10 protein-coding genes are annotated in these 12,425 nt (G+C 73.1%); 3 read left to right on the forward strand and 7 right to left on the reverse strand.

Annotation, left to right across the window (positions count from 1 at the left end):
- Positions 1-340: 340 nt before the first annotated feature.
- On the reverse strand, positions 341-943 hold the full coding sequence (locus WMF19_RS34950) for an STAS domain-containing protein (protein ID WP_437894323.1): 603 nt from the start codon (positions 941-943) through the stop codon (positions 341-343).
- Positions 944-1,145: 202 nt separating this feature from the next.
- Between WMF19_RS34950 and WMF19_RS34955 the strand changes: the two genes are divergently transcribed.
- Complete coding sequence (locus WMF19_RS34955) at positions 1,146-1,772, forward strand: hypothetical protein (protein WP_437894324.1); 627 nt, start codon at positions 1,146-1,148, stop codon at positions 1,770-1,772.
- 82 nt (positions 1,773-1,854) lie between these two features.
- Here the strand turns inward: WMF19_RS34955 and WMF19_RS34960 are convergent, their stop codons facing one another.
- The 3 genes from WMF19_RS34960 to WMF19_RS34970 all read right to left on the reverse strand — a co-directional run bounded on the left by WMF19_RS34960 (position 1,855) and on the right by WMF19_RS34970 (position 4,976).
- Positions 1,855-2,748: a Uma2 family endonuclease gene (locus tag WMF19_RS34960; RefSeq protein WP_437894325.1), complete on the reverse strand. Its 894-nt coding sequence runs from the start codon at positions 2,746-2,748 to the stop codon at positions 1,855-1,857.
- Between the two features lie 187 nt (positions 2,749-2,935).
- On the reverse strand, positions 2,936-3,466 hold the full coding sequence (locus WMF19_RS34965; RefSeq protein WP_437894326.1) for a methylated-DNA--[protein]-cysteine S-methyltransferase: 531 nt from the start codon (positions 3,464-3,466) through the stop codon (positions 2,936-2,938).
- A complete protein-coding gene (locus WMF19_RS34970; protein ID WP_437894327.1) occupies positions 3,447-4,976 on the reverse strand; it encodes an AlkA N-terminal domain-containing protein in 1,530 nt (509 codons plus the stop codon). The genes WMF19_RS34965 and WMF19_RS34970 overlap by 20 nt, the downstream gene beginning before the upstream one ends.
- A 195-nt stretch (positions 4,977-5,171) precedes the next feature.
- Between WMF19_RS34970 and WMF19_RS34975 the strand changes: the two genes are divergently transcribed.
- Positions 5,172-6,221, forward strand: coding sequence for a Leu/Phe/Val dehydrogenase (locus WMF19_RS34975; protein WP_437894328.1), 1,050 nt, complete (start codon positions 5,172-5,174; stop codon positions 6,219-6,221).
- Between the two features lie 3 nt (positions 6,222-6,224).
- Here the strand turns inward: WMF19_RS34975 and WMF19_RS34980 are convergent, their stop codons facing one another.
- The 3 genes from WMF19_RS34980 to WMF19_RS34990 all read right to left on the reverse strand — a co-directional run bounded on the left by WMF19_RS34980 (position 6,225) and on the right by WMF19_RS34990 (position 9,657).
- The gene (locus tag WMF19_RS34980) at positions 6,225-7,973 is read right to left on the reverse strand and encodes a carbon starvation CstA family protein (protein WP_272095153.1); all 1,749 of its coding nucleotides are present in this window, start codon (positions 7,971-7,973) and stop codon (positions 6,225-6,227) included.
- A gap of 240 nt (positions 7,974-8,213) precedes the next feature.
- Complete coding sequence (locus tag WMF19_RS34985; protein WP_437894329.1) at positions 8,214-9,017, reverse strand: SDR family NAD(P)-dependent oxidoreductase; 804 nt, start codon at positions 9,015-9,017, stop codon at positions 8,214-8,216.
- An 82-nt stretch (positions 9,018-9,099) separates the two neighbouring features.
- Positions 9,100-9,657 (reverse strand): DJ-1 family glyoxalase III, encoded by a 558-nt coding sequence (locus WMF19_RS34990; RefSeq protein WP_272095156.1) that lies wholly within the window; start codon positions 9,655-9,657, stop codon positions 9,100-9,102.
- A gap of 234 nt (positions 9,658-9,891) precedes the next feature.
- Between WMF19_RS34990 and WMF19_RS34995 the strand changes: the two genes are divergently transcribed.
- Positions 9,892-12,417: an SUMF1/EgtB/PvdO family nonheme iron enzyme gene (locus WMF19_RS34995; RefSeq protein WP_437894331.1), complete on the forward strand. Its 2,526-nt coding sequence runs from the start codon at positions 9,892-9,894 to the stop codon at positions 12,415-12,417.
- The last annotated feature ends 8 nt before the right edge of the window (positions 12,418-12,425 follow it).

The raw sequence follows: 12,425 nt of genomic DNA on the forward strand, positions 1-12,425 counted from the left end.
CCTCGACGACCGCTCGCTGCGCGCTCGATTCGAGCGCGTCGTGAGCAGTGCACGCAATCCGACCGCGCGAAGCTCGCCCTCAGCGCCGCGTCATCGGCGCGACATGACGACGCTTCCGTTTTCATCATACATCGTCGCGTCCATCCTCGGGGCATGAGCCACGACGAGAGAGCGAGAGGAGCAGAGATGATGGCTTCGTCGTCGCCGGCGCGTGAGTCGGCAGGTTCGGCTGCTTCATGTTCAAGCGGGAAGTGTCGTGCCGTATACCTGTATCCACACTGAGGCTATCACCACTTGATCTGGCCCTGTCCGCGGCGCCGGCAACAGCGATCGACGCCCATCACCCCGAGGCCCGCGCGAAGCGCTCCAGGGCCTCGCGCACGCTGCTCAGCGTGGTCAGTCCCCTCACCTCGAAGTCAGCGTGCACGATGGTCCTCGCCAGCTCGCTCCCGATCCCCGTCAACGCGCAGCGTGCGCCGAGCAGCTGCACCGCGCCGGCCAGCCGGAGCAACCACCGCACCGTGTCGATGTCCATCCCGCTCAGGCCGGTCACATCCACCACCACACAACGCGCGCCGCGCTCCGACACGGCCGCGAGCAGCGCGTCAAGCGCCCCCTCGCTGCGCTCCGTGCTCATGATCCCCACGAGGGGCAAGCAGAGCACCCCACGTCCCACCTCGATGATCGGGCTGGAGATCTCCCGGATCGCGGCCCGCTGCAGCTCGATCGTCGTGCGCGCCTCCTCCAGCTCGTCGCGGTAGACCGCATTCCGGCGCCGCTCCCGGACGAGCACCTCGAGCATGGCGTTGATTCCCTCATGCACCGGAGCGAGCGAGTCGTCGGCCGGCAGCGCCTCGAGCCTTCCATCGTACGCGCCCTCACGAACCTCGGCGAGGAGCGCTAGAATGGACGCGAGCGCCTGGTGTCCCTTGTCTTCTGCCACAGGAGAGCTCACCTTCCCCCCGCAAACTTCCATGTCATACCACGGCGGGCGGTGATCGGTCCACGGGGGCGGCGCGCGCCTGACCGGCTCCGCCACGGCCCCCCTGTTCGACCGCCGCACTCCGCCCCGTGCGGCCGCCGTGCGGCCGGCGCGCGTGACCCGGTGCACGCGGCCTCGACGAGGCTTGGCAGGTGTTGCTACCATGATCGTCCGGCCGCGCGGCTCGCGCCCGTACCGCTTTGCCGACAGGGGGCTCATGCAAGCGTTCAAGGCAATACGAGAGGGTATCGAGGTGCGCGGCCAGGCCCTCGTCGGCCTGACCATGGCGACGGGCTCGTATTCTGGCCTGGCGCTCAAGATCCTGGCCAGGCACGGGATCCGGGAGATCGACGTCAATGCCTGGTACCCGCAGCAGGTCTGCCTCGACGTGTACCGGGAGGTGCTCCGCGAGATCGGGCCGCAGACCATGTTCCAGATCGGCAGATACATCCCCGACAACGCCCTGTGGCCCGAGGAGATCAAGGACGTCGAGGCCGCGTTCCGCTTCATCGATGTCGCTTATCACATGAACCATCGCGTGAACGGGGCGCCCATGTTCGATGTCCAGACGGGCGCGATGGCGGAGGGCATCGGCCACTTCCGCTGCGCGCGCGTGGGCAAGCGCCGTATCGACGTGGTGTGCGACACCCCCTACCCGAGCGAGAACGACCGCGGCGTCATCGTCGGCTGCGGCCGCAAATTCGAGCCGACGCTCGACGCGGTGCTCGACGAGAGCCAACCTACGCGCCTGCGCGGCGCCAGATCCTGCACGTTCATCACGACCTGGTGAGCCCCCCCATCGCCGTCAGCAGATGGGTTGGCCCGTCGGCAGGTTTCGACGCACGCCGCACAGAGGCCGCGCGCTTACACGGTCAAGGCCAACGTCGTTCGCGCTTGAGCTGCTCGCGCAGGGTGGAGAGCTCCGGTCCGGCCATGGCCTCGAGGGTCGCCTCGCGTTCCGGTGACAGGGCGATGCCGAGCACCTCGCAAAGATCCCGGACCGCGATTCGCAGCCCCTGGGTGTGCCCTTCTTTCCTGCCTTCTTTCCTGCCCTCGCTTCTGCCTTCTTTCCTGCCCTCGCTTCTGCCTTCTTTCCTGCCCTCGCTTCTGCCTTCTTCCCGGACCGCCTCGATGTCTTCATAGCCCCTGCGCTGGAGCAGGTTGCGCAGGGTCGCCTCGTGCGCGGCCTCGCGGTCGTAGAGCGCCTCGACGAGCACCGGGTTCTTCAGCACGCCCGGCGCGAGCAGCGCCTCGCCCGGCAAGGCCACCCGCGCCGGCAGGCGCCGGGGCCTCTGCGCGCCGGCGCTCGCCTGCGCCCTGCGCTCCGGCGCCTTCTGCCCGGCCGAGATGGAGGCATCATAGACCTCGACGCGACGTGCGCCCTGAAGGCGCACCACCCAGATCCAGCGCGTGCCGGCCGCCAAGAGCTCGTCGATCTTGCTCTGCAGCTCCATCTCGTCCTGGCCGGTGTCCGCGTACTCGACGGCGAGCGGCGGCGCTTCGGTAGCCCAGCCGGGCTCGTCCGGGATGGGGCCGACGGCGATGTCGGGGGCGCGCAGCATCTCCGGCTGCGGCGAGACGCCGAGATCGACGGCGGCAGCCTCGGCGAGCGGATCGCTGTCGAGCACGCCGAACCCGGTGCCGTTGCGCCGGCCGCCGCGGCGACCGCTGGGCAGGCACTCGACCAGCTGGCCCTCCGACAGCTCGTAGGGGTCTCCCGGGCGGAGCTGGTCGGCGGTGACGGGGTGGCGGGGCGGTGCAGTCATCGGAATTCTCATGTGGATCTATTCCGGGTAGGGCCCGGCGTCGATCAGGCCGCGTGCGAGCCGGCGTGGCCAGACGTCTGGCTGTCCGTACCGCGCTTGCGCACCTCAACACCTGAGCCGTGCGCCGGCAGGCGCGAGCGCCACACCTCGATCAGCGGGACATCGCCTCGCCAGCCCAGGGAAGCGACTATCCGACGATCGCGGCGCTGCTCGGAGCGAAGACGCGGGCGCCTTCGTGCGCGAGCAGCCACCGCTTCCTCTCCAGGCCGCCGGCATAGCCCGTGAGCTCTCCGCCGGCTCCGATGACCCGGTGGCACGGGATGATCAGACAGACGGGATTCCGGCCGTTCGCCAGGCCGACCGCGCGGGACGCCGACGGCTGGCCGAGAGACACGGCGATCTCGCCGTAACTCCGCGTCGACCCAGGAGCGATGCGCCGGACCTCCGCCCAGACGCGGCGCTGGAAGACGGTGCCGCCAGGCTCGAAGGGGACGTCCTTGAGCGCGCCGAGATCGCCGCCCAGATAGGCCCTCAACCGGCCGGAGAAGCCGCAGGGATCCGCGGCGCTGTGGAGCGCGACCGCGCCATACCGCGCCTCCAGCAAGCGGCGGAGGCGCGGCGCGCAGTCCGCGAAATCCAGCGCGTGAATCGCGCCGCCCCCGGCGGCCAAGAGCATGACCCCCATCGGCGACTCCACCTCATCCAGCGAGAGATCCATCCGATACCTCCCTCTCTGCGGGCCGCGCGCCCTGCGCGTCCGCCGTCCACAACAGCACCGCGGCGTAGGCGCGCCACGGGCGCCACGCCTCGGCCATCGCCGCGAGATCCGCGCCGGAGATGCCGCCGAGCGCGCGCCGCAGGCCGAGATCCGTCGCCGGAAACGCGTCCGGCTCGCGCAGCGCGCGCATCGCGATGTAGTGCGCTGTCCACGCGCCGACGCCCGGGACCGCGCAGAGCGCGCGCACCGTCTCCTCCAGGCCGCGCGAGGCGTCGAGCGCGACCTCGCCGGAGGCCACGCGCGCCGCGAGCGCCGTGATCGTCGCGGCGCGGGCGCGCGGCAGGCCGAGGTCCGTCAGATCGGCCGCGGCGAGCGCCTCGGGCGCCGGGAAGACGAAGCGCAGCCCCTCGGCGCCCTCGGGCAGGCCGCCGCGGACCGCGAGCGGCTCGCCGTGCCGCTCGACAAGGCGGCCCGCGAGCTGCGTCGCGGCGCGGACGCTCACCTGCTGGCCCAGGATCGCCCGCACCGCGAGCTCGAAGCCGTCCCACGCGCCCGGCACGCGCACGCCCGGCATCGCCAGGACCCGCGGGGCGAGCCGCGGATCGGCCCCGAGGTGCGCGGCGATCGCGTCGGGATCGGCGCCGAGGTCGAAGAGCCGGCGCAGCCGCTCCGCGCAGTGGATGAGCCCCTCGGTGCCGGGCAGCCGCAGCCGCGCGAGGAGGTACGGCTCGCCGGCCTCCGGGCGCACCTCGACGACGCCGTGCCCGCCGGCGACGCGCACCGTGCGGCGGTACGCGCCGGGCTCCGCCGACTCGACGCCGGGGATCGCGCGCGCCCCGAGGAAGCCCGCGAGCGCGCCCCAGTCGAGCGGCGGCCGGAACGGGAGGCGGAGCGCGATGTCCGGCGCGCCGCCCTCCCGTCCCCCACCCTCCCCTCCCCCGCCCCGCTTCGACACGGCCTTTCGCAGCTCGCGCGGCGAGCGCTCGTAGGCGGCGCGGATCGCGTCGTTGAAGCGGCGGACGCTCGAGAACCCCGACGAGAGCGCCACCTCGGTGATGGAGAGCGCTGTCTCGTCGAGGAGCTTCTTGGCGAAGAGCAGGCGCCGTGTCTGCGCCACCGCGAGCGGGGAGGCGCCCACGTGCCGCAGGAAGAGCCGCCTCAGGTGGCGCTCGCCCACGCCGAGCCGCGCCGCGAGCGCCGGGGCGTCCGCGTCGTCGAGCGCGCCCTCCGCGATGAGCCGGAGCGCCCGCGAGACGAGGGCCGACGTGCCCAGCCACGCGGGCGTCCCGGGCGAGGCCTCGGGGCGGCAGCGCAGGCACGGGCGGTAGCCGGCCTCCTGCGCGGCGGCCGCCGAGGGGAAGAACACGCACCGCTCCCGCCTCGGCGTGCGCGCGGGGCAGATGGGGCGGCAGTAGATGCCTGTCGAGCGCACGCCCGTGAAGAAGCGACCGTCGAAGCGACGGTCGCGGGTCTCGAGCGCGCGGTAGCACGCGTCCTCGTCGATGCGCATGCAGGCGTCGTAGCGCGGGTGCCGGCGCGGCTCTGGCGCTTTTCGGACCTGTGAGGGCGGACGGGTCTCGCCGCTTGCGAGGCAGATCCCTGGCAGGATTTTTGAACCGCAGTATTGGCTGCCAGGCCGCTGCGCGGACGCCCGCCGAGCGCGCCGGCCCTGGGGGTCGCCGCGGAATGGTACGCTCGGCGCGGCATGAAGAGCGTGTTCGACACCCTTGCCGCCATGGGGCACGAGCAGGTGCTGCTCTGCGCGGACGAGCCCGCGGGCTACCGCGCGATCATCGCGATCCACAGCACCGCGCTGGGCCCGGCGCTCGGCGGGACGCGGCTCCTCGGGTACGCGAGCGACGAGGACGCGCTGGTGGACGCGCTGCGCCTGTCGCGCGGCATGACCTACAAGAACGCGCTCGCCGGGATGGACGTCGGCGGCGGCAAGGCGGTCGTCCTCCGGAGCGGCGCGGAGCCGCTCGACCGGGAGCGGCTGTTCCGCGCGCACGGGCGCTTCATCGAGCGCCTCGGCGGCAGGTTCATCACCGGCGAGGACGTGGGCACCACCCCCGCGGACATGGAGCTCATCCGGCGCGAGACGCGCCACGTGAAGGGCCTCGCCGGCGAGGGCGGCGACCCGTCGCCGTGGACCGCGCGGGGCGTGCTCCGCGCGATCCAGGCCGGGGCCCGCCACCGGTGGGGCAGCGACGAGCTCGCCGGCAGGACCGTCGCGCTCCAGGGCTGCGGCAGCGTCGGCGGCCGGCTCGCGGCGGAGCTCCACCGGCTGGGCGCGCGGCTGCTCGTCGCGGACGTCGACCCGGATCGCGCCCGCCACGTCGCCGCCGAGCTCGGCGCCACGGTCGTGCCGCCGGACGCGATCGCCTCGGTCCAGGCCGACATCTTCGCCCCGTGCGCGCTCGGCGGCGTCCTCGACGACCGCGCCGTCCAGGAGCTGAGGGCCGAGATCGTCGCGGGCGCGGCCAACAACCAGCTCCTCGAGCCGCGTCACGGCGACGCGCTCGCCGCGCGCGGCGTCCTCTACGTCCCCGATGTCGTGGCCAACGCAGGCGGCGTGCTGAGCGGCGGCGCGGATCTCTTCGGCTGGACCCGCGCCGAGGTCCACCGGCGCGTCCAGGCGATCTACGACACGGTCCTCAGGGTCCTCGAGATGGCGGCGAGCGAAGGCGTGTCGCCGCAGCTCGCCGCCGAGCGGCTGGCCGAGGCGCGCCTCCGGGAGCGCGCCGCGGCCGGGTGATCGCTACCGCGTCAGCGCTCCTGGTCCGGGCGCCGGCTCGGCGGCCGGGCCGTTCTTCAGCGCCTTCACCGACTCGACCATCAGCGACACAGCGAGCCCGATCAGCGCGAGCCCCACGACGCCGTTCATCGTCGTCGCGTTCAGCGCGAACCCCTCGGTTGCCACGGCGGCGAACGCGGTCCGCACCTGGAGGATGAGCGCCCACACCGTGATCGTCATGACGAACACCATCGGGATCGCCGTGTACCAGATGCGCCGCTTCTCGCGGTGCAGCCAGACGGTGACCGCGAGGAGCGTCAGCGCCGCGAGCAGCTGGTTGCTCGTGCCGAACAGCGTCCAGAAGTCGAGGTACGCGGGCCGCACGCCGGGCGCGGGCGGGCGCGCGGTCATGATGAACAGCGTGGGCGGCGCCAGCGAGATCGCTGTCGCGGCCGCGGACGCCGCGCGCCCCTTCCAGTTGAAGAGCTCCTGGAGGATGTAGCGGCTGAGGCGCGTCGAGACGTCGAGCGTGTCGAACACGAACGTGGAGAACGCCATGGCGCCGAACGTCGCGGCGAACAGGAAGTGATCCTTGCCGATGATGACGGTGAGGAACCTGCCGATCCCGTCGCCGTAGATCTTGCCCGGCCCGGGCAGCTTCGTCCCCTGTGCCACGATGACGAGCGTCGCGAGCGCGATCAGCGCGACGAACGCCTCGGCCAGCATCGCGCCGTAGCCCACCGGGTGGGTGTGCGTCTCCTTCGAGATCTGCTTCGACGTCGTCCCCGAGCAGACGAGCCCGTGGAAGCCGGAGCAGGCGCCGCAGGCGATGGTGACGAACAGGAACGGGAAGAGCATGCCTGTCGCGCCGCCGGCGTTGAACGTGGTGAACGCGGGCTGCCGCAGCTCGAACTCCCCCGGGTAACGGAGGTTTCCAAAGAAGATCCCGATCACGCCGACCGCGAGCGCGATGTAGAGGACGAACCCGCCCAGGTAGCCGCGCGGCTGGAGCAGCAGCCAGACCGGCAGGAGCGAGGCGATGAGGCAGTAGACGAGGATGATGAGGCCGAACGCGCGCTGCGGGTTGTCGAGCGGCAGGACGAACGCGGTCGAGATCTTGGTGCCGAGCCAGACGACGCCGAGCGTCGCGGGCACGAAGATGAGCGTGGTGAGCCAGAGCGGCGGCTTGAGGTACTTCTCGACCACGCCCATCACGATGGAGAGGCCGAGGTAGGCGGCGCTCGCCGCGGCGACGGCGCCGCCGGGGTTGAACTGGAACGTGCCGCCCTCGAACTCCTCGGTCTTGCCGACGAAGGTGCTCGCCGTGATGTCCGTGAAGGCGACGATCACGTAGGCGAGCGCGAGCCAGATGAAGATCATCATCGACAGCCAGGCGCGCCGGCCGATGTGCCGCTTCGCGATCTCGGCGACGCTCTCGGCCTCATGGCGGACGCTCGCGATGAGCGCCGAGAAGTCGTGCACCGCGCCGATGAACACGACGCCGATCGCGATCCAGAGGATGCACGGGAGCCACCCGAACGCCTGGCCGGCGAGGATGGGGCCCGCGATCGGCCCGGCGGCGGCGATGGCGCTGAAGTGCTGCCCGAAGAGGTAGAACGGCTTCGTGGGGACGTAGTCCTCGCCGTCGTTCACCTTCACGGCGGGCGTCACGGCGCCGTCGTCGAGCGCGTAGTTGCGCGCGACGATCCTCCCGTAGAAGCGGTAGCCAAGGCACAGCACGACGATGACTGTCAGAGCGAGCAGCGGCAGCACGCGGCGGAGTATACGCGCCTTCCGCGGGCGACGGTGATCCCGCAAACGAAGGGGAAGGGCGGCGGTGGGTCGCCGGACGGGCGCAGGCCCCCGCCCATCACGGCGCTTGAAGCGTCCGGACTCGACGCCGAGCTACACCCCCTCGGCGGCGCCCCGGGGCTCCGGGTCGATACAAGGCGCTACGACGCCGGAGAGCCCGATGGCGCCCGTCCGGAGGAGCCCCCTCGGAGGCGCGCGGCCTCAGAGGCTGGCGTTCATCGTGTCCCAGTAGCTGTGCAGGCCGCGGAGGTTGTTCCCGCCGTCGACGAACACCGTATCGCCGGTGATCCAGCGCGACTCCTCGCTGCAGAGGAACGAGACCACGGGCGCCACGTCAATCGTCTCCCCGATCCGCCCGAGCGGCGTGCGCTCGAGGAACCTCTGGGCGCTGAGCCCCGTCGTGAACCCGAAGTCGTCGACGAGCGGGGTCCGGATGAGCCCCGGCGCCACGACGTTCACCCGGATGCCGTGGCGCCCGAGCTCGGACGCGGCCACCTTGGTGAGCTGCGCGAGGGCAGCCTTGGAGGCGCAGTAATGCGACAGGCCGTCGGTCGCCAGGACCTGGTTGATGGAGCTGATGTTGACGAACGCGCCAGGCTGTTTCGCGACGATGAGGCCGCGGGCGACCGCCTTCATGAAGAGGAAGGGGCCCTTCAGGTTGATGTCGATGACGCGGTCGAAATCCTCCTCCGGCAGGTCCGTCAGGAGCGCGAGCGTGGCGATCCCCGCGTTGTTCACGAGGATCCCCGGCAATCCGAACGCCGACGTCGCCGCCTCGACGGCGCGCGACACGTCTTCTGCGCGGGACGCGTCGCCCGGGAAGGGCAGCGCGCGCGCCGGGCCGTCGGCCGCGCGGTTCAGCTCCTCGGCCGCCGCCTCGACCTTCGCCGCCGTCCGGCCGAAGAGCAGCACATTGCTGCCCCGGCTCATGAGATCGCTAGCGATCTCGAGGCCGATCCCCTGGCCAGCCCCGGTGACAATTGCGCTCTTGGAAATAAGCTTCATCTCGACCTCCGTGGATGCGGAAAGCAAATCTGACGTCCTCGATTGCCTAGCAGAACTTCGGCCGGCCGAGCGCCGATCTCGCTCAGGCCGTCAGCATCATCGGCGCGCGCACCTTCGCCGCGATCTCCTCGCCCCGGAGCCGCGCGACGAGCGCGAGCGCGAACGCCATCGCGGTGCCCGGCCCCTGGCTCGTGACGAGCAGCCCGTCCTCGACGACCGGGCTCGCGAGGAGCTGGCCGTGCGCCGACACCACGTCGTTCACGGACGGGTGGCACGCCATCCTGCGGCCCTGGAAGAGCCCGTGCGCCGCGAGCGCGATCGGCGCGGCGCAGATCGCCGCGACGACCCGGCCCGCCTGCGCCTGCGCATGAAGGCGCTCCCCGACCGCCGGCGAGCTGGCCAGCCGGTCGGCCCCGCCCTTGCCGCCCGGGAGGACCACCACGTCGAAGTCGCCCGTCACCGCCGAGAGATCGGCGTCCGGCACGAGGCGCACGCCTCGGCTGCAGCGCACCGGGCCCGGGCCATCGAGCCCGGCGAGGACGACCTCGACCTCGGCGCGGCGCAGGACATCGACGATGATCGTCGTTTCCATCTCCTCGGCTCCCTCGGCAAGGATCACGAGCGCTCGCGGCGTCTTCATGAGCGTCGGCATGGGGCCGCTGGCCGCCGGATGCAAGCCGGACGCACCCCGGACGCCGGGGGGCGCAAGCCGGACGCAGGCTGAGCGAGCGCATGCAAGCGGATGCAAGCGGATGCGAGCAGATGCAAGCCCAGGCATGCAGACACAAGCCGCGCGAGCGCGTGCGCGCGCCGGCGGAGACGGGCGGCGCGGAAGCCCCTTTGCCTGGGCACGGCGACGCGCTAGGAGCGGGGCATGGCGGAGCCGTCCGACGATCCGTTTGGCCTCTCGGGGCAGACCATCGAGGGGAAGTACCGCGTCGCCGCCGTCATCGGCGACGGCGGGTTCGGCGTCGTCTACCGCGGGATGCACGAGGGCTTCGGCGAGCTCATCGCGATCAAGTGCCTGAAGCTGCCGGCCTCGCTCGACGCCGCGGAGCGGGACGCGCTGCTCGAGACGCTGCGGGGCGAGGGGCGGATCCTGCACCGGCTGTCGCGGGCCACCTCGGGCATCGTGCAGGCGCTCGACGTCGGCGCGTTCACCACCCAGGCCGGCGTGTGGGTGCCCTACCTGGTGCTGGAGTGGCTCGAGGGCCAGACGCTCGGGCAATACCTCCGGGAGCGCCGCGAGCGGGGCGAGGCCGGCATGTCGATCGCCGAGGCGATCCAGCTGCTCACGCCGGCCGCGCGCGCGCTCGCCGTCGCGCACGCGCACAAGGTCGCGCACCGGGACGTGAAGCCGGCGAACCTGTTCCTCACCCAGGTCGGCGGGGCGCGGACGCTGAAGGTGCTCGATTTCGGCATCGCCAAGGTGCTGTCCGATCACCCGACGTTCACCGAGGCGCTCGCCGCGACCCGGCAGGGGCCGAGCGCCTTCACGCCGCGCTACGGCGCGCCCGAGCAGTTCAACAAGGCCCGCGGCGCGACGGGCCCGTGGACCGACGTGTTCGCGCTCGGGCTCATCTTCGTCGAGCTCGTGAGCGGCAGGCGCGCGCTCGAGGGGGACGACCCCACGCAGCTCTACGTCGCCTCGGCCGACCCTGCGGTGCGCCCGACGCTGCGCGCGCGCGGGCTCCCTGACGCGCCCGAGGCGATCGAGCGCGTGCTCGACAAGGCGCTCGCGATCGAGCCCAAGCACCGCTTCACGAGCGCAGGCGAGTTCTGGGACGCCCTCTCGGCCGCGGCGCACGGCGAGCGCGCGGGGTCCTTCGCGGGTCGGGGCGGTTCCTCCCCGGAGCACGCGGCGGGGCAGTCGACCGCGGAGTACGCGGCAGCGCAGGGGCTCGGCGTGGCCGTCGGGCCGAGCGAGCCGACGATGCTCGCCGACGCGCACGCGCCCGCCCCGGCGCGGCCTGCCATCGTCAAGGTGAGCCACGGCGCGAGCGGGCCGCGGGCCGCCGGCGCGAGCGGGCCGCAGGCCGCCGGCGCGAGCGGGCCGCAGGCCGCCGGCGCGACGGGCGGCGCGGCGCCTCGGGCGCGAGACGGGGCCGACGCGCTGGCGACGGGGGGCTCCAGGACCGCGCAGGTCGAGGACTCCATGATCGAGACGGTCGCGCCGGCCAGACCCCCTGCGGCCGGCGCGGCCCCGCATCCCGGCGCGGCCCCGCATCCCGGCGCGGCCCCGCACCCCCAGGCCGCGGCGGGCGGGCCGCCGCACGCCGCGCCGCCGCACGCTGCACCACCACGCCGTCGCAGCACCGCGCGCGCGGCGCTTCCCTGGTTCGTCGCGGCGCTCGTGCTCGGGGGCGCCGGCGCGACGGCGTATGTCCTGACGCGGGCGCCCGACAAGAAGCCGGCGAAGGCGCCGGCCGCGCGCACCACCGCGGCATCGTCCGCCGGGCGCCCCGCGACGGCCGCCGCAGGCGTGCCGGCGCCCGCCAGCGCCGCGCCGACCGCGAGCGCCTCGGCTGCGGCGCCTTCCGCCGAGCCCGCCGCGCCTGCGGCGCCGCCGGCGGACATGGTCTTCATCGGGCCCATCTCGACCACGATCGGCGCCGCGGGCGAGGCGCGCCAGGTGACGCTCACCCGCGGGTTCTACATCGATCGCAACGAGGTCACCGTCCGCGCCTACCGGGCCTGCATGCAGCAGCGCATGTGCTCCACGGCCGATCACGTCTCGCTGACGCCCGAGCTCCTGCCCGGCGCGCAGGCGCCGACGACGCCCGAGGAGCAGCGGGAGGTCGAGCTCTGGACGCGGCGCTGCAACGAGCCCCGCAACGCGACCGGGCACCCGATCAACTGCGTCGACTACTCCCAGGCCGAGAGCTACTGCCGCTTCCGCGGCCGGCGGCTGCCCACCGAGGCGGAGTGGGAGGTCGCCGCGCGCGGCGCGGCCGGCCGGGCCTTCGTCTGGGGCGACGAGGCGCCGACCTGCGAGCGCGCCTGCTACGACCGCAACGAGGGCTGCCTAGCGCGCGGCGCCGACGTCTCGACCTGCGCGTCCGGCGCCCACCCGAGCGATCGCACCCCGGAGGGCGTCTACGACCTCGCCGGCAACGTGTCCGAGTGGGTCTCGGACGGCCTCGTCTTCCCGCCGCCCGGCGGCGAGAACCCGCAGGGCGACCCTTCTTTCCCGCTGAAGGTCGTGCGCGGCGGGAGCTTCCTGGACGGCCCCGAGAAGCTCTCCGCCACGTACCGCACCGCCGCGGCGCCCGTGACCGCGCACGCGTGGATCGGCTTCCGCTGCGCCATGGATGCGCCGGCGCAGGAGGGCGCCGCCGCACAGCCGCCCGCCCCCGCGCCGCAGGCTGCGCCGGCCGAGCAGGGAGCGGCGGCCCCCTGAGCTGAAGC

It is taken from the genome of Sorangium sp. So ce124 (assembly GCF_051525235.1).
GTDB classification, from domain to species: domain Bacteria; phylum Myxococcota_A; class Polyangia; order Polyangiales; family Polyangiaceae; genus Sorangium; species Sorangium atrum.